This is a genomic window from Psychrobacter faecalis (genome assembly GCF_016107575.1).
GTDB classification, from domain to species: domain Bacteria; phylum Pseudomonadota; class Gammaproteobacteria; order Pseudomonadales; family Moraxellaceae; genus Psychrobacter; species Psychrobacter faecalis.
This window is the reverse complement of the sequence record NZ_JABAST010000012.1, coordinates 1-24,441: the sequence shown is the minus strand read 5'-3', so window position 1 is coordinate 24,441 and position 24,441 is coordinate 1. Positions and strand designations below refer to the sequence as shown.

The 24,441-nt window shown below is 44.1% G+C and carries 19 protein-coding genes; 10 read left to right on the top strand and 9 right to left on the bottom strand.

The features are described 5' to 3' along the window. The first annotated feature begins 219 nt into the window (after positions 1-219). From clpP to JFC07_RS05620, 4 genes are all read left to right on the top strand, one after another. The gene (gene clpP / locus JFC07_RS05635; RefSeq protein WP_068407788.1) at positions 220-849 is read left to right on the top strand and encodes an ATP-dependent Clp endopeptidase proteolytic subunit ClpP; all 630 of its coding nucleotides are present in this window, start codon (positions 220-222) and stop codon (positions 847-849) included. Between the two features lie 164 nt (positions 850-1,013). Beyond that, positions 1,014-2,288 carry an ATP-dependent protease ATP-binding subunit ClpX gene (clpX, locus tag JFC07_RS05630; protein WP_198328580.1) on the top strand — a complete coding sequence of 425 codons (1,275 nt, stop codon included), beginning with the start codon at positions 1,014-1,016 and terminating at the stop codon, positions 2,286-2,288. A gap of 276 nt (positions 2,289-2,564) precedes the next feature. After that, the gene (locus JFC07_RS05625; protein WP_198328572.1) at positions 2,565-3,602 is read left to right on the top strand and encodes an SDR family NAD(P)-dependent oxidoreductase; all 1,038 of its coding nucleotides are present in this window, start codon (positions 2,565-2,567) and stop codon (positions 3,600-3,602) included. A 525-nt stretch (positions 3,603-4,127) separates the two neighbouring features. After that, complete coding sequence (locus JFC07_RS05620; protein WP_198328564.1) at positions 4,128-5,105, top strand: c-type cytochrome; 978 nt, start codon at positions 4,128-4,130, stop codon at positions 5,103-5,105. Between the two features lie 126 nt (positions 5,106-5,231). Here the strand turns inward: JFC07_RS05620 and JFC07_RS05615 are convergent, their stop codons facing one another. The 3 genes from JFC07_RS05615 to argS all read right to left on the bottom strand — a co-directional run bounded on the left by JFC07_RS05615 (position 5,232) and on the right by argS (position 9,241). After that, entirely contained in the window at positions 5,232-6,326 is a 1,095-nt protein-coding gene (locus JFC07_RS05615; protein ID WP_198328640.1) for a PTS sugar transporter subunit IIC, read from the bottom strand. 104 nt (positions 6,327-6,430) lie between these two features. Beyond that, on the bottom strand, positions 6,431-7,273 hold the full coding sequence (locus tag JFC07_RS05610; RefSeq protein WP_198328562.1) for an SPOR domain-containing protein: 843 nt from the start codon (positions 7,271-7,273) through the stop codon (positions 6,431-6,433). Positions 7,274-7,411: 138 nt separating this feature from the next. Next, positions 7,412-9,241 (bottom strand): arginine--tRNA ligase, encoded by a 1,830-nt coding sequence (gene argS, locus JFC07_RS05605; protein ID WP_198328560.1) that lies wholly within the window; start codon positions 9,239-9,241, stop codon positions 7,412-7,414. Positions 9,242-9,627: 386 nt separating this feature from the next. Here argS and JFC07_RS05600 point away from each other — a divergent pair, with 386 nt between their 5' ends. Next, positions 9,628-9,846, top strand: a complete 219-nt coding sequence (locus JFC07_RS05600) for a DUF2788 domain-containing protein (protein ID WP_068406984.1) — start codon at positions 9,628-9,630, stop codon at positions 9,844-9,846. A 34-nt stretch (positions 9,847-9,880) separates the two neighbouring features. Here the strand turns inward: JFC07_RS05600 and cmoB are convergent, their stop codons facing one another. Together cmoB and cmoA are read right to left on the bottom strand one after the other, a co-directional pair. Further along, the gene (gene cmoB / locus JFC07_RS05595; protein WP_068406981.1) at positions 9,881-10,903 is read right to left on the bottom strand and encodes a tRNA 5-methoxyuridine(34)/uridine 5-oxyacetic acid(34) synthase CmoB; all 1,023 of its coding nucleotides are present in this window, start codon (positions 10,901-10,903) and stop codon (positions 9,881-9,883) included. Between the two features lie 83 nt (positions 10,904-10,986). Further along, entirely contained in the window at positions 10,987-11,778 is a 792-nt protein-coding gene (gene cmoA / locus JFC07_RS05590; protein WP_068406978.1) for a carboxy-S-adenosyl-L-methionine synthase CmoA, read from the bottom strand. A gap of 553 nt (positions 11,779-12,331) precedes the next feature. Here cmoA and msrA point away from each other — a divergent pair. The 3 genes from msrA (at position 12,332) to JFC07_RS05575 (ending at position 15,351) form a co-directional block, all read left to right on the top strand. Further along, the gene (gene msrA, locus JFC07_RS05585) at positions 12,332-12,853 is read left to right on the top strand and encodes a peptide-methionine (S)-S-oxide reductase MsrA (RefSeq protein WP_068406975.1); all 522 of its coding nucleotides are present in this window, start codon (positions 12,332-12,334) and stop codon (positions 12,851-12,853) included. 121 nt (positions 12,854-12,974) lie between these two features. Beyond that, a complete protein-coding gene (tmpT, locus tag JFC07_RS05580; RefSeq protein WP_068406972.1) occupies positions 12,975-13,652 on the top strand; it encodes a thiopurine S-methyltransferase in 678 nt (225 codons plus the stop codon). Between the two features lie 205 nt (positions 13,653-13,857). After that, positions 13,858-15,351, top strand: coding sequence for a lytic murein transglycosylase (locus JFC07_RS05575; RefSeq protein ID WP_068406970.1), 1,494 nt, complete (start codon positions 13,858-13,860; stop codon positions 15,349-15,351). 155 nt (positions 15,352-15,506) lie between these two features. Here JFC07_RS05575 and JFC07_RS05570 read toward each other — a convergent pair whose 3' ends face one another. The 4 genes from JFC07_RS05570 to JFC07_RS05555 form a co-directional block, all read right to left on the bottom strand. Beyond that, the gene (locus tag JFC07_RS05570; RefSeq protein WP_198328552.1) at positions 15,507-15,803 is read right to left on the bottom strand and encodes a hypothetical protein; all 297 of its coding nucleotides are present in this window, start codon (positions 15,801-15,803) and stop codon (positions 15,507-15,509) included. Positions 15,804-15,976: 173 nt separating this feature from the next. Further along, entirely contained in the window at positions 15,977-17,005 is a 1,029-nt protein-coding gene (locus JFC07_RS05565; protein WP_227678266.1) for a DUF4062 domain-containing protein, read from the bottom strand. Positions 17,006-17,232: 227 nt separating this feature from the next. Continuing rightward, positions 17,233-18,246: a glutamate racemase gene (gene murI / locus JFC07_RS05560; RefSeq protein WP_198328542.1), complete on the bottom strand. Its 1,014-nt coding sequence runs from the start codon at positions 18,244-18,246 to the stop codon at positions 17,233-17,235. 44 nt (positions 18,247-18,290) lie between these two features. Beyond that, positions 18,291-19,025, bottom strand: a complete 735-nt coding sequence (locus tag JFC07_RS05555; protein WP_390625426.1) for a DUF1285 domain-containing protein — start codon at positions 19,023-19,025, stop codon at positions 18,291-18,293. A 677-nt stretch (positions 19,026-19,702) separates the two neighbouring features. On the opposite strand from JFC07_RS05555, the gene JFC07_RS05550 reads away from it, so the two are divergent. Next, on the top strand, positions 19,703-21,340 hold the full coding sequence (locus JFC07_RS05550; RefSeq protein ID WP_198328639.1) for an electron transfer flavoprotein-ubiquinone oxidoreductase: 1,638 nt from the start codon (positions 19,703-19,705) through the stop codon (positions 21,338-21,340). 1,257 nt (positions 21,341-22,597) lie between these two features. Further along, complete coding sequence (ltrA, locus tag JFC07_RS05545; protein WP_198328538.1) at positions 22,598-24,277, top strand: group II intron reverse transcriptase/maturase; 1,680 nt, start codon at positions 22,598-22,600, stop codon at positions 24,275-24,277. The last annotated feature ends 164 nt before the right edge of the window (positions 24,278-24,441 follow it).

Sequence of the window (24,441 nt, the reverse complement as noted above, 5' to 3'; positions counted from 1 at the left end):
ATTTTGGCGCCGAATTAATTTAATAAAATAAAATGTATGCGTGAATAGGTTTTATTTTCTAGTAGGTTTTATTACCAAGCGATAATGTTTACAATGATAATCATCAATAACAATGTAGCCAACAGCTAGCTTCTATTTTTTATTTTATGGACTTATAAACAGGACATCTTTATGACAGATTATGATCGCATCATTGCTAACCCGCATTTTGATATGTTGATGAGTGCGCATGACAATGTACAAAGCACGACTCAAGCCGCATTGGTTCCAATGGTGGTTGAGCAATCAGCGCGCGGTGAACGCTCGTTTGATATTTTCTCACGCCTATTACGTGAGCGCGTTATCTTTTTGACCGGTCAAGTTGAAGACCACATGGCCAATCTTATCGTGGCGCAGCTATTGTTTTTAGAAGCCGAAAACCCTGATAAAGACATTCATTTATATATCAACTCGCCCGGCGGCTCAGTCAGTGCAGGTTTGGCTATTTTTGATACCATGAACTTTATCAAACCTGAAGTCTCAACCATTTGTATGGGCGGCGCGTATAGCATGGGTTCGTTCTTACTGGCAGCGGGTGAAAAAGGCAAACGTTATGCTCTAGCCAACTCGCGCGTAATGATTCATCAGCCATCAGGCGGCGCGCAAGGTCAAGCAACCGATATCGAAATTAATGCGCGTGAAATTCTAAAAACCCGTGCTCGTTTGAACGAGATTTTGGCTGAGCGTACCGGTCAACCGGTAGAGAAAATCGAAAAAGACGTTGAGCGTGACTATTGGCTAGATGCTAAAGAGGCCAAAGAATACGGCTTGGTTGACGAAGTATTAGAGCGCCGTCCTGATTCTTTATAAGCTTTAATTTCTTTATAAGCTTTGATAATAGACGTCTAAAAGACTGTAAAACATCAGCTACCTAAGCGTTACGGTAAGTGAAAATATATCAACTGCCCTACGCTTTGGCGCTGATGTCCATAATCAAAACATTGATAAGCATTAAATTTTAGGAGTGCCTGTATATGGCAGAAGATAACACCCCGCATTGTTCGTTTTGCGGCAAAGAAAAAAGTGAAGTAAAGCAGCTGATTGCCGCTGACGACGCCAATATCTGTAATGAATGTATCGAGCTATGTACGGACCTGATTGCTGATAGCGCCGAAGATGGCGACGACGACAGCGACATTGATACCTCTTGGGTCAATAAAAAACTGCCAACGCCAAAAGAGCTACGTGCCAAGCTTGATGAATATGTCATCGGCCAAGATGCGGCGAAAAAAGCCTTAGCGGTCGCAGTTTATAACCATTATAAACGCCTAAAAGTCAGCCAAACGTTGGCTAGAGATAGCAAAAAAGCCAAAATCGGCGCTGATGACGCCATGGTCGAGTTGGCAAAAAGTAATATCTTGCTGATTGGCCCAACGGGTTCTGGTAAAACCTTGCTCGCGCAAACACTCGCACGCTTGCTTGATGTGCCGTTTGCGATGGCCGATGCGACGACGTTAACGGAAGCCGGTTATGTCGGTGAAGATGTTGAAAACATCGTACAAAAGCTCTTGCAAGCCTCTGACTATGATGTCAGCAAAGCTGAGCAAGGCATCATCTATATTGATGAGATTGATAAAATCAGTAAAAAAGGCGACAACCCTTCTATCACTCGCGACGTGTCTGGCGAAGGCGTACAGCAAGCGTTGCTGAAACTTATCGAAGGCACGGTTGCGGCTATCCCGCCACATGGTGGTCGTAAGCATCCACAGCAAGAGCTTATCCAAGTCGATACCAGCAATATCTTGATTATCGTTGGTGGTGCGTTTGCCGGTCTTGATAAAGTCATTCAGCAGCGAACAGAAAAAGGCGGTATTGGTTTTAATGCTGATGTCAGCTCAAAAGATGACAGCCGCCGCAGCTCTGATTTGCTGCAGCAAGTCGAGCCAGAAGATTTAATCAAATTTGGTCTCATTCCTGAATTGTTTGGTCGTCTGCCCGTGTTAGCCGCGCTACAAGAGCTCGATGAAGAAGCTTTGGTACAGATTTTGACAGAACCGAAAAACGCCTTAGTAAAACAGTATAAATATCTGTTTGAAATGGAAGGCGCTGAGATTGAGTTTACCAAAGAAGCGCTTGATGCGATTGCCAAAAAAGCCATGGAGCGTAAAACCGGTGCGCGTGGTCTGCGCTCTATCGTCGAAAACGCTCTGCTTGAAACCATGTACGAGCTGCCATCGATGAAAAATGCCAAAACCGTACTCGTTGACGAGCAAGTGATTAACGAAGGCAAAACCCCTAAAATTGCATAAGTGACGATTGGGTAAAAGCACTTCATCATGTTTGACGGGCTATATGCTTAACAGACTATATGCTTAACATGCTATTGATTTAAAAAGCGTCTGATAGTTATTCAGGCGCTTTTTTATGTCTGTGATTTATCATCATAGGCTGGCTAAAAATGACAGCTGCGTTTATCAATCAGTAGCAGCCAAAGGGACAAATCATGCTAAGGTAAAGCGACTTTTATACGTTATCCTTATTGACGACCAAACTCTTCAAATCAATGATACAAAGGACTGTTTATCATGCTTAACCACGTTTCTGGAAATATCTCTGCAATCGCAAACTCTCTACGTCGGCATCTGCCTTTTCCCTTGCAGCAAGACCACGATATTACCCCTTATTATGCCAATCATGTCGCCGCTATCACCGGTGCAGGTTCTGGCATGGGACGCGAGCTTGCCCTGCATTTGGCAAAAATGGGCTGCCATTTAGCGCTATCGGATATCAATCCTGAACAATTGGCGCAGACCAAGGAGCTACTGGTCGGCTATGATGTCAAAGTTACCACCACCGTACTCGACGTCTCGGACAATAAAGCCGTCGAAGCTTGGGCAGATAGCGTGATGGCAGAACATAGCAAAGTAAATTTTATCTTTAATAATGCAGGCGTGGCGCTCTACTCTTCCGTTGAAGGCAGCAGTATTAGCGAGCTTGAATGGGTGATGGATATCAATTTTTGGGGCGTGGTTTATGGCACCAAGGCGTTTTTACCCCTGATTAAAAATAGCGTCAAAGAAAGCGAAATTGATACTGGTAAAAAAGATAACAAGTCGCGCCAATTTAACGAGCATGGTCATATCATTAATATCTCAAGCCTGTTTGGTTTGACCGCGCAACCCTCCCAATCGGCTTATAACGCCAGTAAATTTGCGGTGCGCGGCTTTACCGAAAGCTTGCGCCAAGAGTTAGACATTCAGCGCTGCGGCGTGTCGGCAACTTGTGTACATCCCGGCGGTATTAAGACCAATATTGCCAATAGCGCCCGCGGTAACGACAGTATCAGCGACCTCGGTATGCGTAGCGGTAGCAAAGCCATTCGTAGCTTTAATAAATTCTTAAAATTCGATGCCAGCGCAGCGGCTTGGATTATTTTACAAGCGGCGGCGACCAACCAGCCGCGCTGCTTGATTGGCAACGATGCCAAAATGATGGATGCCGTCCAACGCGTATTCCCGTCTCGTTATGGTCAGGTACTCAATGATATCAACAAATTATCGCGTAAATTAAAAGGCAAAAAGCACGTAAAAACAGCCAACCCTAAAGCGGTAACTACTCATTAATATAGCGGCAAATACACGACGATAAGTTAAACTATTAAACAAACATGCTTAGCAAAAAGCGCGTGAATACTTCGCTATTCACGCGCTTTTTTAGTAGAAAACAACATATAGTCAAAATATCCTAAAAACGCGACGGTATTGCTGATATCAATTTTTGTAGCCTCTGTCTGCGCAAGCACAGCAAGCAAGTAAGAAAAATTGATATCAGCAGTGCGTAATGTAGCGATATTACTTTCCACTCACTATAGATACTGTGGTTTGCGCTTTAGCTTTTTTCAACTTGGTTTGTCACGTTATGTTTTATTTTCAATTTAAAATCACTTTACGTATTTGTATTTGATACAATCATGTTACTAGCAAGTTACTGATTGATTACCCCGTAGTTTTTGATGAGCAAAGTGGAGCGTCTACATAAATTCGTACTGTCGTTTTATCTAAATCACAGCATAAGTTCTGCCATCATTGCTGCTAAATTAACACATCGATAGATTTTTATATATTATATTTTAAGATAAGGATATTCCAATGAGAAAGTTTTTACGTACTAAGTCTTCTATTTTAGTGGCGTCTATCTTTGCTCTTGGTGCAACTGTTCTCACAGGTTGTGATAATAGTAGTGAAACTAAGGCAGTTGATCGCGTCGAGGAGGCAGCAGCCCTAGCACGCGTAAAGGATCTTGAGGCACGTGCAGATGCCTTAAAAGGCAACATGCCTGCTGCCAATGATATAACTGCAGGCGGCGCTGATGCTGCAAGCGGTAAGCCGTCCATTAAAATGCCAGACGAATCGACCATTCCAGATGATGAGTATGGCGCTGCCGTACGCCGCGGTCTACAGCTTGCCAACCATACTTATAAAGAGCTGCCAAATAACGTTGGTAACCAGCTTAACTGTACCAGCTGCCACCTAGGCAATGGCTCAGAAGCGTATGCCGCGCCTTGGAACAATATGCCCAGCGTTTATCCGATTTATCGCTCACGCGCAGGTCGCGTCAATACCATACAGGAGCGTATTAACGGTTGTTTTGAGCGTTCGATGAATGGTAAGGCACTCGATCTTGATTCAGATGATATGAATGCGATGGTGTCTTATATGAGCTGGTTGTCGCAAGATATGCCATTCGGGGTATCACCTGAAGGTCGCGGTTTTGTAAAAGTGAATAAAGAGTTAGAGCCAAACCCTGAAACCGGCAAAAAGCTGTTTGCAGAAAAATGCAGCGTTTGCCACGGTGCTGATGGCGAAGGTCAATACAATGATGATGGTACTTACCTTTACCCAGCAGTCGCAGGCGACAAGTCTTTTAATGATGGCGCAGGCATGGCGCGTACATATACCGCCGCGGCCTTTATTAAAGGTAAAATGCCGTTCGGTCAGGGCAATACACTAAGCGATCAAGAAGCGGTCGATATTGCCGCCTACTTTACCCATTTGCCGCGCCCTGTCAAAGCCAATAAAGACAAAGATTGGCCAAATGGCGATGCACCAAAAGATGTGCGTCGTTAATTGAAAAACTTATGAGTTAGACCATAAAAAAGCCCAGTTATTGAATAGCTGGGCTTTTTTATCATAGATAGTTAAGACAAATAGTTAGGAAAATTGGCGTGCTTTAGCTTTAGCCTTACTATTCATTTAGGGCAATTTCATATCGCCATCGACCAACCAGCCAAGGCGGCGCATCACGTAAGCGACCAGACCAGCAATGAGAGCAGGTAAAATGAACATCAATAATATAATCGCCGTCCACAACTGAGCACTGCTCATGATTTCTTGTGATGCTTCAATGACGCCAAACACCCCAACCAGTCCTGCCGTGCCCATACCAGCGCCAGTTGCTGTGCAAGCTAGCCCAAAGCCAACGGTTGCGATAGGACCAACGATGGCGCTAGCAATCACAGCAGGCAATAGTACGAGCGGTTTTTTAAGGACATTAGGAATCTGTAGCATACTGGTACCAAGTCCTTGGGATATGATACCACTGACGCCGTTGTCTTTAAAACTGGCCACCGCAAAGCCAATCATATGCGCCGCGCAGCCAACTACCGCTGCCCCACCTGCTAAGCCGCCAAGTCCAATAGCGATACAGATAGCCGCGCTTGAGGTCGGTAGCGTCAATAAAATCCCGACCACCACTGCTATCACGACACCCATGAGAAGCGGCTGTAATTCAGTCGCTGCTTGAATACCCTGACCAATGGCGTTGACCGCAGCGACGACTGGAGGATTAAGTAGCGCACAGACGATGAGTGCCACCGTACATACCACTAAAGGGATAAGCAAAATATCGAGCTTGGACTTGCCAGCGATCCAAGTACCAGCGCGATAAGCAAATACTGAAGCCAAATAAGCACCAATTGGATTACCGGGCACAGCAACGAAAGTTGCTGGACTTGCCTCTTGCGCGATAAATAAATTGCCCGCCATCAAAGCTTCAGAATGCGCGCCAAGCATCCCTGCAACCAAGCAACTTAGCATCACCAAAGTTGGTGCTTTTAGGTAGTAGGCGATACCAACACCGATACCTGCGCCCATTAATACTGACGCCAGCTTGCCGACCGCTACCAAGGCTGGCAGGCTTAACCAACCACCAATTTGCGAGATGATAAGACCAGCGATAAGGGTCACAAACAACCCTAACGCCATGCCGGTAAAAGCATCGATAAAATACTTTTGGAAAAAAGCTTTCATCATACCAACGGGCGCAGTTTCTGAAGGAGTTACAGTCATCATGATGCTCTTATATTGAGTTTGCCGAAAGGAGCTAAAAAACATATCAAAAAAAAGGGATAAAAAAAGCGTCCTCTGACGCTTTCTTTATCGATGCTTTAGGTTTAACGGCGCTGCTCAACGATAATAGAATCAATACCGTTATTTTGCAGGCGCTGCTGAGCAGTGGCAACCGCTTGTCGATTATTCATCGGGCGTGAAATCACCTGATAAATAGGCAGGCCATTACCGGTAGTGTTTTTCACCACCCTAGCATCGACACCAGCCATCAGAACTTGTGCTCGCCGACGGTCTGCTTCATCGGCATCACCAAAGCTGTTGATTTGCAAAATATAAGTCGCCGCAGGCTTCGCTGGCTGAATACTAGCATTGCTAGCGTTCGCTGTATTAGCTCTGTTTGCAGCCGCGCCTGTATTCGCGCCTGTATTATTGGCAGCTGGTGTACCATCATAAGTCGCATCTTCTTCGACGATGACAATATCGTCGTCATTATTGCTGTTTGCTGCATTATTCGTATTGTTGCTACGACTAGGCTCAATCGTTGTGCTCTCAGAAATACCAAAGTTACCCGCATCATTAGTACTGGGCGTGGTGTTTTCTGGCTGATTGACGACTACATCTGGCTCAAAATCAGTGATTTGACCGGATTGGCTACTACTGCCTTCGCCGAAGTCCTCATCGGGAATGGTTGCCATCTCTTGATTGGGCAAAATATCATAGAACTCATAATCACCATTGTCGGTATCGGTATCGACCCGTTGCTGAACTTGTCTATCAGCATCGGTGCCCTCACCGCTGCCCGCAGGACTAAAGTTAAACAAGGGTGAGAGGTATAAAAACACCCCGATCATGAGCGTCAATACTGCCCCAACAAACATCCATAATAAGCCTGACACACTACTGGTTTTGCGTTTTTCAGTGGCACCTTTTGGTTTTTTGGCTAACATGGATCTCGTTCTCCCTACTGAATTATCTGTCGTTGTCGAGTTATCGTTATCGAATTGTCTTTATCGAATCAGCACTGTCGATTAGATTAGAATTGAAGAATTATCATCAAATAATGGCTACAGCCGTCTTCCTTTATACTACATGCTAGACGGTGCAGACAAGCCTAATAAGCTCAATCCATTGGCCAATACTTGACGTACGGCTTTAGATAAGCGTAAACGCGCTTGCATCAAATCCGTCTCATCTTGGCTTGGCGTTTCACCTGAAGTTAGGCTGACCGGCAAGATGCGATTGCCATCATACCAACCATGAAATAACGCCGCCAACTCTTTTAGATAGTTGGTTAAGATATGCGGTTCATAGCCTGTCGCTGAGCGTAGCAAGGTTGCCGGATAAGCGGCCAATAATTTAATCAACTCTTCTTCGCTCGGTGCGGTCAATAACGCTTGCTTTTCAGCGCCAGTAATATCGTCTACTTGCAGACCACTGGTTTCTAGTTTTTCTAACACACGGCAAACCCGGGCATGCGCATACTGAATATAGTAAACCAAGTTATCTTTACTTTGCGATTTGGCCAGCTCCAAGTCAAAATCAACATGAACTTCAGGCTTACGAGCGACGTAATAAAAACGTGCAGCATCGTTACCGACTTCATGGCGCAGCTCACGTAAGGTAACAAATTTGCCCGAGCGCGATGACATTTGCACTTTTTCACTACCGCGCCATAAGGCAACAAACTGTACCAATACCACATCAAGGCGGTCGGCATCGATACCAAGTGCCGTCAATGCCGCTTTTACGCGCGGCACATAACCATGATGGTCAGCGCCCCAAACGTTAATGACTTTATCAAAACCGCGATCGAACTTGTTTTTATGATAAGCGATATCAGAGGCAAAATAGGTACTTTGACCATTAGCACGGCGTACCACACGGTCTTTTTCATCGCCAAAATCAGTCGATTTAAACCAGATATTGCCGTCTTTTTCGTATAAATAGCCTTTTTCATCGAGGATTTGTAAAGCAGGCTCAATCTCGCTATCGATGGATCTTTCGCTAAACCAGCATTCATAACGGACACCAAAGTCATTTAAGTCGTCTTTGATATCAGCCAAAATACTGCTCAATGCCGCATTTAAAAACAGCTCATAACCGGCGCCAAGCAAGGCTTTGCTATTGGCAATCAAACCATCGATATGGGCTTCTTTATCGCCTGATAGCAGTACTTTTTCGCCATCATTATTTATCTCAAACTGTGCATCTGCTGCTACGTCTTTGGCAATATCGGCAAAACTGTGCACGTAGCTATTGCCATGCTGGGTTTTTAGGGTTTGCGCAATATCCCTGACATAATCGCCTTGATAGCCATTGACTGGGAAGGTGACTGCCTCGCCATTAGCTTCTAGATAACGCAAATAAGTACTGGTCGCCAAAATATCCATTTGGCGACCGGCGTCATTGACATAATACTCACGCGTGACATCATAACCAATGGCTTCAAGCAAATTTGCCACACTCATTCCAAAGGCAGCACCGCGTCCATGACCGACGTGTAAGCTAGACGTAGGGTTGGCCGAGACAAATTCAACTTGAATTTTTTGACCTTGAAACTGCTTGCTTAAACCAAAGCGTTCTTGCAATTTAAAGATATCGTCTAACACCGAAAATTTGGCTTCGGTATTTAAAAAGACGTTGATAAAACCAGGACCTGCGATTTCTACTTGACGAATATTTTGATTTTCAGGCAAGGCATTAACGATTTTTTCAGCAAGCTGGCGCGGATTGGCTTTCGCAGCTTTGGCAGCCGTTAGGGCGATATTGCTCGCAAAGTCACCATGACTGGTATCTTTAGTGCGCGTAATTTGGCTGTTGTTTTGCCAATCAGCCGGTAGTTCGCCGTTCGTTTTTAGGACTTCAATGGCACTGTCAAACAGTGAGGCGAGCGTATCGATTTGGGCTTGTGACATAGGACTATAAACTCAGATAAATGAACAAAAAATTGGGGTAATATAAGATAAAACAGAAAAAATAAGTAACCTATAAATATAACAACCTTTAGCTGCTATTGCACTATTTGAACCAAAAATAGCACTAAAATCACCGCTATTATACTAGATATGTGCAAGTGACAAGTGGACGACTATTATAGGCTGCAAATATAGGGCTATTTAAGCGGATTGTAGCGTTACTGTTGTTTGACGTTGGTGAAACATTTATAGCAACCTTATTCCGCGTTATAATGGCAACATTAATCTATTGCTGCTTCTATAAATGCTGATGCCATTTATAACCATATATAAAAACAGACCATAGAAAACGCAGCACTTTACACTTTCATTGACAGGATAAAACCATGTTTGCTATTGCTTCTAGTACCGTCACCAGTTGGGGCATGTATATTTTATTGCCCATTTTTATTGCTTTCTTATTCTTTATTATTTGGGATTTATCAAAACAGTCTAACGCTGGGCGCGCTGGTACTTTTTGGATGTTTTTGGCCTTAGGTGCGGGTTTTATCGGTTTTATCCTAAAAGTATTGATAGAGATGGCATTTAAACGCTGGTTTATTTAACCGACCTCTCTTAGCCAACCGCAAACCGCCAGCGCTATTTTTTTGCAATTAAGGTTGCCCGTTTCGGCGCAGGATACCCTTCGATGGTTTTACTGGCATCACTAGGGTCTAAAAAATCCGCCAATGAATGATACGTCATCCATTCGGTTTTGCGCTGCTCCTCAGTCGATGTAACCGCTACATCGACGCAGCGTACCTCGCTAAACCCCGCTTTTTCTAGCCAGCCAATAAGTGCATCGACCGATGGCAAAAAATAGACATTATTCATCTGTGCATAACGATCATGCGGTACAAGGACAGTATTGGCATCGCCATCGATAACCAAGGTTTCCAGCACCAGCTCACCACCTTTAACCAACTGACCTTTTAGCTGTTGCAAATGCTCAAACGGCGACTGGCGATGATAGAGCACGCCCATACTAAAAACCGTATCGAATAGCTGACTGTGCTCCGGCAAGGCTTCAAGCGGTACAGGGATATAATGCGTTTTATAATGATCAGCGGCGCCAACAAAATGACGAATCGCCATAAATTGATGATAAAACAAACATGATGGGTCAATGATGATGACCGTCTCCGCGCCTGCCCCTGCCATTCGCCAACCGTGATAACCCGAGCCACCGCCCACATCTAATATTCGTCGTCCTTTTAACGTGCCTAAATGCGGTGCGACCCTTTGCCATTTCCAATCGCTATGCCATTCGGTATCGATAAATATCGAACAGTCTTTATCACTACCAATTTGAAAAGGCCCTTTGCGCCACGGCATTAGCTGCTTTAGTAGCGCTAAGGTTTGTTTGCGCTCAGAGTCGCTGAGATTGGCGGCAATAGTTAATACATCACTGTCCAAATCTACTTTATCAGCCGCTACTGTTGGCAATCGTGCTACCAACGCTTGGTAAGCGGGCGCGTGCGCGTAATTGGCTTTATCTTTGATATCATTAAGCCACGTTGGCAAGCGCGTCAGCCACTCATAAGCGCTCGGCTGCTGCTGCGCCAATGACAGCAAGGTTAAATATAATTCGCGTTCAGCGAGAATAATGGTGTCGTTAAGCATAAAAACAGATTGCCATGTCGGTAAAAAGATAGAGTAAAAATTTATATTAAAAGTCGAGCCGTTATTACTATCGCGTTTAAATATTATTTAAAGGCCACAATAGAGACAAAGTTTAAAAATTGAAACCAGGTCAAATGACGCTCAAAGCCAACTTGCGCTAGACGCATATGATGCTCATCCAAGGTATCGGTAATCAAAACGTTTTCTAAGGCATTGCGTTTGCCGCTGATTTCCATCTCGGTATAACCATTGGCGCGTTTAAAATCATAATAACGCTCAACCAACCATGCATCATACTGCTCATCAAAAGCATGGGTTTTTTCGGTCAATACCAAAATACCACCCTCACTTAATGCAGCATAAATTTTCTCAAGCACTGCCACTCTATCGGCAGCGGGCAGAAATTGCAGCGTCAGATTCAGAATGACCATATCGCATGGCTCAAGCTCGACATCACGAATATCAGCAGTAATGACTTCAATAGTATGCGCCGGATAATTCTCCGTTAATAACGTACTCGCCTCATTGGTCATCGCGGGTGAGATATCAATCGCCTTAATCTGTAAATCTTGCGACTCAAACTCGCCTGCCAACGCCATACTTGCCGCACCCAGTGAGCACCCTAAATCATAGACACGGCTGACACGCTGGCCGCTATCATCTTGCTGGCGGTATTTACAGTGACGACGAGCGAATATCGGCAACATCGCCAGCACTTGACCATAACCGGGTACACTACGGCGAATCATATCAGGAAAACACGCCACCACTTGCTCATCAAAAGAAAAACGCGCCGCTTTATCGAGTGGCGTGGTAAATAAGGTATCGTGCTTCACGGTGTCATTAGTCAGGTTAGCAGGCTTAGTTTGGCTCATGAGGTTACTCGTTTTTTGATGGTGGGTCGTTTTTTGATAATGGCTCGTTTTTTAATAATGAGACTTTGATTCTTTAAAAATAAAACGTTAATTAAATAGTGCATTACTCAATGCTTTAAAGACAGCTAAAGATAGCAAAAGCCCATTATTAAATAGTGCATTACTCAATGCTTTAAAGACAGCTAAAGATAGCAAAAGCCCATTATAAAATAGTGCATTACTCAATGCTTTAAAGACAGCTAAAGATAGCAAAAGCCCATAATTAAATAGTGCATTACTCAATGCTTTAAAGACAGCTAAAGATAGCAAAAGCCCATTATTAAATAGTGCATTACTCAATGCTTTAAAGACAGCTAAAGATAGCAAAAGCCCATTATAACATTACTGTTTGTTACTTATCGCGACCAGTTGCCCTGCTAAGCTAAATAGGTAACGCTAATCCTTTATAAAAGTAATCTTGAGACATAAAAGCAGTATTGAAAGATGAAATATTACAACCAGATAAAGCACTTAGCGCATCTCTATGACAACATCTATAATAATAGGAACAATTATGCAAACCATTATCTTAGGCGGTGGCTGCTTTTGGTGCACCGAATCAGTATTTTTATCCGTAAAAGGCGTGCAATCTGTGGTGTCAGGCTATATGGGCGGCGATGCCGTTTCTGCCAACTACGAAGCGGTCTGCGGCGGTGATACCGGACACGTTGAAGTAATCAAGGTTGAGTTTGACGAATCTATCGTACCATTAGAAGTGGTTCTTGATGTGTTTTTTGCCACGCATGATCCCACCACCATGGATCGTCAAGGCAACGACGTCGGCAGCCAATATCGCAGCGTGGTTTTCTATACCGATGAGGCGCAAAAACCAACGGTCGACCGTACCATTAACAAATTACGCGACATGGGCCTCAATGTGGTGACAGAAGTCCATCCCGCTATGGAATTTTACAAAGCTGAAGACGCCCATCAAGACTTCTATAATAGAAACCCGGGTCAAGCTTATTGTAACTTTGCTATTCCGCCGAAACTTGCCAAATTGCGCAAAGAATTTAGTCAGTATATGGTGAACTAAACCGGTAACGTGAATTTTATACGCTATCAAAGCCAAGGGTTAAGACGCTTGGCTTTTTTATTGCGTTTAGCGGTATGATAATACCAAACATCTAAAGTATAGATAGGTTAGGAATAAAGGTATGGATTCTAAATTTTGGCAACAGCGCTGGCAAGACGGCCGTATTGGCTTTCATAAGTCTGACGTCAATCCTCAGCTAATCAAGTATTTTTCTGAACTGGCAGTGCCCATCGGTGGCCAAGTCTTGGTACCTTTGTGCGGTAAATCGGTTGATATGGTATGGCTTGCGCACGCAGGCTACGATGTCGTTGGCGTCGAGCTTATCGAAACCGCTGTGCAAGCGTTCTTTGCTGAACAAAAGGTTATTCCTACTATCACTGAATTTACGAGCGCTACGGATAAATCTATTTTAAAACGCTATCAGGGTCAGCTAGCTGGGCAAATCATTACTTTATGGGCAGCAGATATTTTTGCTCTGAGCGCAACAGATATAGGCGAGATTAATGCTGTTTATGATAGAGCAGCATTGATAGCCTTGCCAGCAACGATGCGTGCTGATTATAGTGCGCAAATAGTTAAGCTTAGCAATCATGCACCACAACTGTTAATCACCCTAAGCTACGATCAAAGTAAAAAAGACGGCCCGCCTTTTTCGATTAGTCAGCAGCAGTTACAGCAGTATTATGATGCCGACTATAAAATTATCGAGCTTGAAAGCCAGTCATCAACCCTTAATGCGGCATCTGAGCTAGCCGTAACTGAACATGTTTGGTTATTAAATCCTTCATTTACTCATTAACTGGAGCTAAACCACGAAAAAGCGCTAAATCTTGCTTAAGCATGATAGCCAAACCCTCTTCTAACCTCACGCTCGCGTCAATTTATAGTAACTGAGTGCTTCGATACCTTTTCTTTACTATTGAGATTGGTTACTCTAAGTTCATACTGCTTAATTCAGCTTTGTTCTCTTTCAATGACTATTTCGATGTTTATAGGATATTTCCATGCGTTTTTCTTCGACCTCTACGTTATCGCTACTTAGCATCGCGGTTGGCCTCAGCTTTGCCAGTACTGCGCAAGCGGCCAAACCACCAGCACCAGACTTATCTAATAGCCAGTTTCAACAGTGCTTAGATGGTTTAAAAAACTCTAGTAAATTCCGCGGCGTCGATAGCTATACGTTTAATAACTATCGTCCAAGCCAGCCTGACCCTAGTGTGATTCAGTCACTCAATTACCAGCCTGAATTTCAAAAGGACGTTTGGGATTATTTGTCTTCGTTGGTAGATAAAGAGCGGGTCGAAGATGGTATTCGCGCTAAGCACCAATGGGCAGATACCTTGCGCCGCATTGAATCGCGCTATGGGGTCAAAGCTGAGCATGTACTGGGCGTATGGGGCGTGGAGTCAAACTTTGGTCAGACATTGGGTAAAAAGCCCTTGTTTGAATCTTTAGCGACGCTGTCATGTTTTGATCGTCGCCAAAGCTATTTCCAAGGCGAATATGCCAATGCGCTAAAAATTGTGCAAAATGGCGATATCGCACCTAGTGATATGACCGGCTCATGGGCAGGTGCATTTGGGCAAACGCAGTTTATGCCAAGTACCTTTTTAGAACTGGCTGTCGATTTCGATGGTGATGGCCGCCGCGACTTGGTTAATAGCGTCCCTGATGCGCTCGCCTCTACTGCCAACTTTTTGGACAAACGTGGTTACCGTACCGGCGAGCCATGGGGTTATGAAGTCAAACTGCCGAGTGGTTTTTGGGGCGCATCAAACCGTAAAGACAAAAAATCTATCAGCCATTGGCGCAATCAAGGGCTGACATTGGCGAACGGCAGCCCTCTGCCTTCTACCTTGGGCAGCGCAGGTTTATTATTACCAGCCGGCACTGATGGCCCAGCATTCTTGGTGGGTAAAAACTTCGACACGTTTTATTCGTATAACGCTTCAGAAAATTATGCTTTAGCAATTGCCCACTTATCAGACTTAATCGCGCGTGAAGACAGCAGCAAAACCGACTTTGTCACTGCCTGGCCGACGGACGACCCTGGTATTAGCCGTCAGCAATCTAAAGATATCCAACAAGGATTATTAAATGCAGGCTACGATATTGGCGAAGTGGACGGTATCATTGGTGATAATACCCGTACGGCGATTCAGCAATATCAATCAAGCCATGGCATCTTTCCAGCCGATGGACGCGCCGGACAAAAATTTTATCGCGCCATCGTTGGTAATAGTGCTGCAAGCACTTCCCAATATGGCAATCCGTACGGACAACCAGCAAACAGTCGTCCTTTAAACCCTGCGCCTGCAGACCGTATGGGGCAATTGATTCAACAGCAAACTGGCAGCTCAAACTCTAATCCTTACTCGGTACAGCCGTCTGTGCAGCCAACCGTTAGACCATCAACCTCATCGGGCAATACGCGTTATCGCCGGGTTACCAGTCCTGATGGTACGATAAAGCTTGTACGCGTTGATGAAGGCTCATAATTAGCTAAGCTAAGGAATGAATTATTTAGTATCTACAAGCATGTATTAGCGACTAATAAAAAAGCCACGCTTATTTGCGTGGCTTTTCTATAAAATGAATGCAATAAACTGAAAAAAGACGGTCATTATTCTATTATTTTGTTAAATAATATCTACTAGATAACAGGTGGCGGATTTGGTTTGCCATTGTCGCCATCCCAATTTTCGCGGGCTTTGTCATCTAAATCCGCAGGCGTTTTTGGTTTCCATTTGCCGTTTTCCTTCCACGTCGCATCACCCCAGTCAGCATCTTCTTCCTTTCTATCCAAATCCTTATAGGCTTGGGTTGGGTCAATGCCGCGACGTTTCATGTCAGCAACTTGCTCTTCTAAGGTACGAAACTGATCGGCTTCAAGCATGGTTTCTTCTAAGCTGGTTAGTTCACTATTTAAATCTTTTTTGGCATCACTCATTGTTGGTTCTCCCTAATTATTAAGCATTATTATGTATTTATACGCTTATTATTACGGGTATTACCCCGCTTCACAACTACAGAGACGTATGCTTTGTATTACAAAGGGTAAGCGCTGGCTTTATAAATGGATTTTTTTCAATGAAATTATAAATAGAGCAGAGAGCGTTTGCCCTAGCTAAGCGGTAAAGTTGGCGCATTAGGTGTGGTGGCGTTAGTGTCTGTCAATAAGCCTTTTGCATAAAAGGTGAGTTTCCATAGCTCCTGCGACACGCGTGTGCCATAGGTGGTGAGTTGAATCCAGTTAGCCGCCACCAACTGCCGCTGTAATTGGTTTAAGTCATCTTGAGAAATCTGACAACGTGCTACCGCGTGAACATTTGGCATGTCATTTTTGATATCTGTTTCAGCTTTGACGGCGATTAAGCGATTAATGGCGCTCTGTAAACCATAGCTTGAAAAGGTAGCGGGTATTTTTATTAAGGCGATGAGCACTTCTTGCCACGATAAACTCATAGGGCGGGTAACGTCGGTTAAATTACCGCCTTCATAGGCTTGGGCTTTGTACTGAATCTCAAAAGTGTCTGTCAGCACCAATGGTTTGCTGACACTATCGGCTGCTAAATGATTGGTAACAGCAGGGCGAGATTGGGTAAGTTTGGTTTTCTTGGTAGAAAAGCTCGTTGCCGTTTCTTCAGCCAGTGCCGATTTATTGGCTTTCATTAGCTCGTCGCTCACCCTTACCCAGCCGTCCCCTACTTCATGATTGGCGACCATTCTATAGAAGGCTTGAATGAGGAGCTGCTCGATATCGTTTTCTGTTTTATAGTAATAAATCTTATCGGCTTTTTTGGTCACCATGTTGGTGAATTCTTGTAGCTGCCGACTGATATTGACCTCGTTATGATGACTTTTGACCAATATTAACAAAGGTTTGAGCTTGGCTTTAGCATTAAGATAGCTTAAATGCATTTGACTGACACCAGTATTTTGCGCCGTACCATAGCTATCACCGATAATCATCAGCGCATAATCGCAAGCATCGATACACTGGCGACCATATAACGCCGCTTTGGGTAATTTGCTAGAAACGTCATAGGTTAAAAATGCGCGGCCTTGGAAAAACATCGCCACACTGTCTAAAACCAACAGTTGGTCGTTGTCAGCGCATATGACGTGAATATGATAGCGACGGTTTGACACAATCACCTCTAAGCTTATTAGTCATATAAATGAAAGTTATCTCAATCGATACCCAAAAACGATAGCATCAGAGCTTGTCTAATATTCTGCTTGGCAAATACTAGCCTAGCAGAATATTACGCAAATGCGTTTAATTTATTGCTAATTCCACTAATATATTGCGGGATTATAACAGCTACCTCACTATTGCACAGGCAAAAAACCCTATTAGACTAAAACAAAAGGGCTTAAGGCGAAAGAATATACTGTATACGAGACTGTTTACCCAATAAACGTCGCACCACAGCGCCGAGCTGCTCATCGTACCTAGTCGCGTAAAAAGTCAAAGCCGGCGGTATATCTATAGCGGTCGCTACGCCATTTAACGCTTCATTAGCTGATACCGTAACGGGTAATGCCGACAACTGATCCGCTATCAACAGCTGCTTAACGCGCTCAGCGATTGCATGCCCCGAATCGACAATATGTAGCGGTAACTGCTGCTGAGTAATTTCTTGGCGTAAAAACGCTTTAAAAAATGGATAATGGGTACAGCCTAATACCAACTGATCGACGCCATCTTGCGAAAATTGCTGCAATTGCAGGCGTAAATCCTGAGCCGTTTTGCTGTCTTTAGGCATACCTGACTCAACCCAAGGGACTAAGTTTGGGTCAAAGTATTTGGTGACTCTGGTAGCATGAGGAATGGCGACATTCTTAATGACGTCATTGAGTAGTGCACCGTTTAACGTCGCTTTCGTTGCCAATACTGCCACGTGATGAGTTTTACTGGCCAACACCGCAGGTTTTAAAGCGGGCACCAGACCGACAATAAGCAGCTGCGGATAATAGCGTCTGGCCGTCTCTAACGCATACGCCGAGGCACTATTACAGGCGATGACGATAAGCTTGCAGCCTTGCTGATACAGCCACTCTACTGCGGCGAGCGTCAAGGCTTTAATGTCTTCACTATCGCGATTGCCATACGGTACATGCAAGGTATCTGCATAATAAACGTAACGCTCATGCGGTAATTGCTGAGCCAGATGTAGATAGACCGACAAGCCGCCGACGCCCGAATCAAACAAGCCGATTGGCGCGCTGCGTTCCTTTTTAAGCGCGTTATTTATCACGCTATCATCTGCTTTAAGCGTTTTAAAACTATCATTAATAAATGTCGTTTTGTGCGTCTCAAGGCTATCAATAATATCAACACCATCAAGGCTTGTATTATCAGTCACTGCTTTTACGGCAACCTTCATTGCTCTCTTACCGCCGTTCTTATATAAGTATTAAATATAGTCTATTATGAATCTAATAGCATTGATAATGTATAAGCGTTATCGCCACTTTGCAGCGTTAGTATCGTCTCACCATCACGCTCTGTCAATTCACCAATTTCTGTTAAATGATAAAAAGCGTTACGTCCAATCAATGCTTCTAAGCCGTTTCGTACCGTCATATAAGGACGAATTTGCGTAGGACTTTCTGTACTTTTATTGTCTTCTTTATTCTTACTTTTGCTAGAATTGCTATTGTCATCAGAGTCTTTCATTGTATAAGCACGCAAACTAATCGGATGTTCATCATCTAAACGCACTACATCACCGGTGCTGGTCGTAAATTCTAGCCAGTTTTTACCTTGTTCTTCAATTATACCAACATCGTTAATCAGTAACGGCGCATCTTCTACTTGAATACGCAGTTTTTGTACCGGCGTTTTTAAAAAATACTCAACCGCGCCATTATTTTCTTCTTTCCATAAAATAGTAGCAAATAAATTAACCAGTGACTGACGGGTCATGTGCTCGCCTTCGTGCCACCACTCACCGTTGGCTTTGATGGTTAAATCCATATCCGTTACTTGCTCAGGATGCCAGTTCTCAAGCGGCGGTATGGCGCGCCCTTCGCGTATACTTGGCGCTGACTTAAAATACTGACTCAAAGCATCCATACCATTTGGCGCAGATACCTTGTCATTCGTGACTTTGAGGCTATCTTTATCATTAGAATTGTCGTTTTTATTATCGTCATTCATCATAAAATCCTTTATGTAGTAATCAAAGTTTGTCGCATCTATTATTACTATAAATTTTTGTTTCGGGTATGATGAAAGCCTATCGTCATTGTACCCCCATTATTTCCATCTTACCTTAACATTGATACCCAGAAATGCGTATCGTGTTTGTAGGACTTTTCTTTTATAATGAGTAACGATTATTTATTTGCAATGGTTCAGTGGGTGTTGAATTAACAACACATTTTACGTTATGGGTGCTAGATTTTACGTCAATCTTTGTACGCTTAACGTCGTCAATTGATGCCGCAAAGACAGTTCTTATCGGGCAGCCATATGTCTGAGTAACGTTAGCGCCGCAAGCTTTATTATTCAATTGTTAAGCTAATGATGCCCTGAGATAAGCCACTAAAAGTTTAGGAGTAGGTATGCAAGAGCAAGACAATCAAAAGCCTGTTGTTGATAATGACACTGTTAGCAACGACGTTGTTAATAATGACACTGTCAGTAACGACACTGTAAATAGCGACATCGCACATACTGATGTAGCCGTAGAAGAAGTCGCCACTACTGAAGAAAGCGCTGCAACTGAGGCGACAGAAGCTGCCGCTGAGCCAGTAGAAGCCACTACTGCAACAGAAGCAACGCCCGAGCCAGCCGTAGAGCCAGAAGCTGCTGAGCCTGAAATCGAACGTGAATCAATGGAATTTGATGTCATTATCGTCGGCGGCGGCCCTGCAGGTTTATCAGCAGCCATTCGTCTGCGTCAGCTTGCTATTGCAGCGGGTAATGATGAGTTTATGGTTTGTGTGGTCGAAAAAGGCTCAGAGTTTGGTGCCCATACCTTATCTGGTGCAGTCATTGAGCCGCGCGCTTTAGACGAGCTGATACCAGATTGGAAAGAAAAAGGCGCACCGCTAAACGTGCCTGCCATTGAAGACCGCGTTTATATGCTCGGTTCTGCGACCAAAGCAACCAAACTACCTGATTCTATCGTACCTGCTAGCATGCACAATGAAGGCAACTACATTGTCTCATTGGGCAACGTCGTTCGCTGGTTGGCTGAGCAAGCAGAAGAGCTTGAAGTCATGATGTTCCCAGGCTTTGCAGCCGACGACATCTTATATAACGATGACGGTTCGGTAAGAGGAGTGTTGACCGGCGACATGGGCGTAGCTGCCAATGGTGAAGCCAAGCCAAGCTTTGAGCCAGGTTACGAGCTGCTAGGTAAATATACCATCTTTGCCGAAGGTTGCCGTGGACATTTGGGCAAGCGCCTCATCAGCCGTTTTGCGCTTGATAAAGACTCAGACCCTCAGCATTATGGTATCGGCCTAAAAGAGCTATGGGAAGTCAGCCCAGAGAAGCACGAGCAAGGCGTGGTCATGCATGGTTCAGGTTGGCCTTTAACGGATACCGGCTCATCTGGCGGTTGGTGGTTATACTTCGATGAAAACAACCAAGTCAGCTTCGGTATGGTGATCGACTTATCGTACTCAAACCCTTATATGTCACCTTTTGATGAGATGCAGCGCCTAAAACTGCATCCAGTCATTCGCAACGTCTTAGAAGGCGGCAAACGCCTGTCATACGGCGCGCGTGCGTTGACCAAAGGCGGCTTAAACTCCTTACCAAAATTCACCTTCCCAGGTGGCGTGTTGGTCGGTGATGATGCTGGATTCTTAAACCCTGCCAAAATCAAAGGTACGCACACCTCGATGAAGTCAGGTATGTTAGCGGCTGAAGCGATTTTTGAAGCGTTACAAGCAGGCCGTGAGTATGACGACGTGGTTGCCTATAGCACCATGTATAAAGAATCCTGGCTGTATCAAGACAACTACGAAGCGCGTAACTTTGCCCCAGCCATGCACCGTATGGGTCAATGGATGGGAGGCGCCTTTACCTTTATCGAGCAAAATTTGCTTGGCGGTAAAATGCCTTTGACCATTCATGATAATAAGAGAGATTATGATCAGCTAGAGCGCGCGGCGCATGCTTATCAGCCAACCTATCCTAAGCCAGATGGTAAGCTGATATTTGATAAGCTGTCATCAGTCTTTATCTCCAACACCAACCATGCCGAAGACCAACCGTCGCATTTGAAACTTACCGATCCTACGGTGCCTGTTTCAATCAACTTACCGCTATATGCTGAGCCTGCGCGTCTGTACTGCCCAGCTGGCGTTTATGAAGTGGTGAAAGATGCCGAAGGTGCTAAGTTTGTTATCAATGCCCAAAACTGCGTGCATTGTAAAACCTGTGATATCAAAGACCCGTCACAGAACATTACTTGGGTAACGCCAGAGGGCGGCGGCGGTCCTAACTATCCAAACATGTAAGTGCGACAAGTACTGTCGTGTTTGCTGTGTACGCCCCGACATACGGGGCTTTCCAAGAAAGGCTATTTACAGGATAGCCTTTGCTGGATGTTTTAAAGGTAAGATAAACGTGGTTAATTAGCCATGTTTTTACTGTACACGCCTCGGTAAAAGGGGCTTTCCAAACTAGGTTTTTTGAAAGAAAAATCTATCTATGGACGTAACTAAGCGGTGTTTCCCAATATCGTTTAGTTGCACTTATTGGTGATTTAACTCAATCACCAATAGGTGAACACGTTAAATCAAATGGTAGGTGGCAGAGTTCTTAGTGCCATCCTGTTTGTTACTCCAATTATTACGATGCTGGTCATCAGCACACATAAGGAAGAGTAAGCCTGTGCGTATTAATAATCGATACAAGTAGGCGCTGTTAATAGATGCCAAGTTTAATGGATGCTTCATAGAGGAGTGGAAGTTAGATGACCGTATTTATTATGGCTCAAGCAAAAAAGCCAATAAGTTGTAAGGCAGATAGTAGCACGCTGTAAGCTGCTATAGTGATTGTTGCTCTTTTAACCAAAGCTGTTTGTTCGTTAAATGAAGTAACCGAGTGTGCAACCACTCGTAGCCTAGGAATACTGCATTACTGGTAACGGTTTTGTGGGAAGCTTTCTGACAATGTACTCCCCTATTTTGGGCATTAATGTTTGTGAAAACATCAATGGATAAGCTGAACTACACAGCTTTGAGAGGCTAGGCTATTTAATAAGGTTAATGTATGTGAATCATCGTTTACACGTCGTTATCGGGACAGAGTTTACGGTAGTTGATAAACTCTTACCAAAATGGTGGGTGACCAGTTAATCCTCTTTACATTGGGATTACGTTGCTATAAGCGTCATCGGCGTACAAGGTGGAACCTAAGTTAAATGTTGTCACTATAGTGGAACTTGGTAAGCCCATGTCTTTGCCTTGAGTGTTTAAAGGCAGGCTGACCGTGAGGAAAGCTGTTGAGGGTATGGGTATGGGAGGTTGGAGAAAGCAAACGCTTAAATGTAATGTTTAAGATAGGGTATGAGATATGACCTAGCCTGTAATGGGTGCCCACTTCCAACTGGTCTTTCATCGCAAGATGATTTGAGTATTTCTAAAAAGTGAAAGCGGTAGAAGGCTTAGGCTTAATACAACTTTCGGAGGTTAGTACACGACGTACTGACCTCCCATTAGGGATGCTCAGTATATCAAGTTCTAACCTCCTTTTATCTAGAGGAGGAAAGCATGAATAAACACAGTGATGTGTCTGCATCCTCACGACCGTTAACTTGGCACGATATCGACTGGTATCAAGCTGAAAAGACGGTAAGAAAGATGCAGATACGGATTGCGAAGGCAACTGAACAAGGCAAGTGGCGTAAGGTGAAAGCCTTACAACGCCTGTTAATTCACTCTTTTAGTGCAAAAGCACTAGCAGTACGAAGAGTGACGGAAAACAAAGGGAAGCGAACCGTAGGAATTGACGGTGAGCTTTGGAGCAGTCCAGCTAAAAAGCTAAAGGCTATCTCTCGGTTAGTGAGACATGGGTATAAGCCTAGTCCATTAAGGCGGATTTATATACCGAAACCAAATGGTGCAAGACGACCACTAGGTATTCCCACTATGATAGATAGAGCAATGCAGGCGCTGTATTTACTTGCGTTGCAACCTGTTGCTGAAACAACCGCTGATAAAGACTCTTATGGGTTTCGTATCAACCGAAGTACCGCTGATGCCATTACCCAATGTCATTCGACATTGAGTAAACCCGGCTCAGCACAATGGATACTTGAAGTTGATATTGAGGGGTGTTTTGACAATATAAGCCATGAGTGGTTACTTGATAACATCCCTATGGATAAACAAGTATTACGCAAGTGGCTAAAATCGGGTGTGGTGGACATGGGGCAACTCAAACAAACCACGGCAGGGACACCGCAAGGTGGTATTATCTCCCCGACTTTAGCGAATATGGCGATGGATGGACTAGAGACTTATCTATCCGAGCACTTCGGTGCAAAAGGTAGTAAAAAAGCCCGTAGACATAAAGTTTACTTAACTCGTTATGCAGATGATATGGTGATATCTGGAATATCTAAGCAACTGCTTATTGATGAGGTGAAACCTAAAGTTGCTGATTTCTTAGCGATTAGAGGGTTAAGCTTATCACCAGAAAAAACCAAAGTGACGCATATTAATGAGGGCTTTGATTTCTTAGGATGGAATGTGCGTAAGTATCACGGTACATTACTTATCAAGCCTGCTAAAAGCAATGTGCAAGCGTTGTATAAAAAGGTAAAAGAGATTGTCTCGAACATGAAGACGGTTAAAACTGAGCACTTGATTTGGAAGTTAAATCCTGTCCTTCGAGGATGGGCAAACTATCATAAACATCAAGTGGCTAGTGATGCATTTTCAAGAATGGATGCACTGGTTTTTAGGTTGTTATGGGTATGGGCGGTTCGCCGTCATCCAAAAAAAGGTAAGCGATGGGTGCGAAGAAAGTATTTCAAATCCATCAAAAACCGCAATTGGGTTTTTTCTTGCCAAACGGGTGACAACAGAACCGTATCGCTGGTTTATACAGGTGATTTTCATATCAAACGTCATGTTAAGGTAAAGGCGGATTATAATCCGTTTGACCCTAAATGGGACGCATACGCTGAAAAGCTACAACAAACGCGTACGCTTAATTCTATTAAGCATCGTAAACTGTTGAGTGCTTTGTATGCAGAGCAGCATGGTAGATGTGCATTTTGTCATGGCACATTAACAACGGATGAAACATGGCACAACCATCATGTGGTTTATAAATCGCAAGGTGGCTCTGATGGACGCCATAACCGAGTATTACTTCATGCCGTATGTCACCGTAAGGTGCACGCCCTTAAATTGCCGATTCAGAAGCTGGCTATTGAGGCTTAAAAAGGCTTGAGCTGTATGCGGAGAAATTCGCACGTACAGTTCTTAGGAGACCCCCCCATCATAAGATGAGGGGGTTATCCGACATCATGTTTGATATAATTATGGCTTAATAAAAAACCGCTCTTAATATTGAACTGACCCCCATAAGTTGGACACAACTTTTG

What these genes read in the sequence shown, in the direction of transcription:
- clpP (WP_068407788.1), top strand. Translation starts at nt 220, where the DNA reads ATGAGTGCGCATGACAATGTACAAAGCACGACTCAAGCCGCATTGGTT.
- clpX (WP_198328580.1), top strand. Translation starts at nt 1,014, where the DNA reads ATGGCAGAAGATAACACCCCGCATTGTTCGTTTTGCGGCAAAGAAAAA.
- JFC07_RS05625 (WP_198328572.1), top strand. Translation starts at nt 2,565, where the DNA reads ATGCTTAACCACGTTTCTGGAAATATCTCTGCAATCGCAAACTCTCTA.
- JFC07_RS05620 (WP_198328564.1), top strand. Translation starts at nt 4,128, where the DNA reads ATGAGAAAGTTTTTACGTACTAAGTCTTCTATTTTAGTGGCGTCTATC.
- JFC07_RS05615 (WP_198328640.1), bottom strand. Translation starts at nt 6,326, where the DNA reads ATGACTGTAACTCCTTCAGAAACTGCGCCCGTTGGTATGATGAAAGCT.
- JFC07_RS05610 (WP_198328562.1), bottom strand. Translation starts at nt 7,273, where the DNA reads ATGTTAGCCAAAAAACCAAAAGGTGCCACTGAAAAACGCAAAACCAGT.
- argS (WP_198328560.1), bottom strand. Translation starts at nt 9,241, where the DNA reads ATGTCACAAGCCCAAATCGATACGCTCGCCTCACTGTTTGACAGTGCC.
- JFC07_RS05600 (WP_068406984.1), top strand. Translation starts at nt 9,628, where the DNA reads ATGTTTGCTATTGCTTCTAGTACCGTCACCAGTTGGGGCATGTATATT.
- cmoB (WP_068406981.1), bottom strand. Translation starts at nt 10,903, where the DNA reads ATGCTTAACGACACCATTATTCTCGCTGAACGCGAATTATATTTAACC.
- cmoA (WP_068406978.1), bottom strand. Translation starts at nt 11,778, where the DNA reads ATGAGCCAAACTAAGCCTGCTAACCTGACTAATGACACCGTGAAGCAC.
- msrA (WP_068406975.1), top strand. Translation starts at nt 12,332, where the DNA reads ATGCAAACCATTATCTTAGGCGGTGGCTGCTTTTGGTGCACCGAATCA.
- tmpT (WP_068406972.1), top strand. Translation starts at nt 12,975, where the DNA reads ATGGATTCTAAATTTTGGCAACAGCGCTGGCAAGACGGCCGTATTGGC.
- JFC07_RS05575 (WP_068406970.1), top strand. Translation starts at nt 13,858, where the DNA reads ATGCGTTTTTCTTCGACCTCTACGTTATCGCTACTTAGCATCGCGGTT.
- JFC07_RS05570 (WP_198328552.1), bottom strand. Translation starts at nt 15,803, where the DNA reads ATGAGTGATGCCAAAAAAGATTTAAATAGTGAACTAACCAGCTTAGAA.
- murI (WP_198328542.1), bottom strand. Translation starts at nt 18,246, where the DNA reads ATGAAGGTTGCCGTAAAAGCAGTGACTGATAATACAAGCCTTGATGGT.
- JFC07_RS05555 (WP_390625426.1), bottom strand. Translation starts at nt 19,025, where the DNA reads ATGATGAATGACGATAATAAAAACGACAATTCTAATGATAAAGATAGC.
- JFC07_RS05550 (WP_198328639.1), top strand. Translation starts at nt 19,703, where the DNA reads ATGGAATTTGATGTCATTATCGTCGGCGGCGGCCCTGCAGGTTTATCA.
- ltrA (WP_198328538.1), top strand. Translation starts at nt 22,598, where the DNA reads ATGAATAAACACAGTGATGTGTCTGCATCCTCACGACCGTTAACTTGG.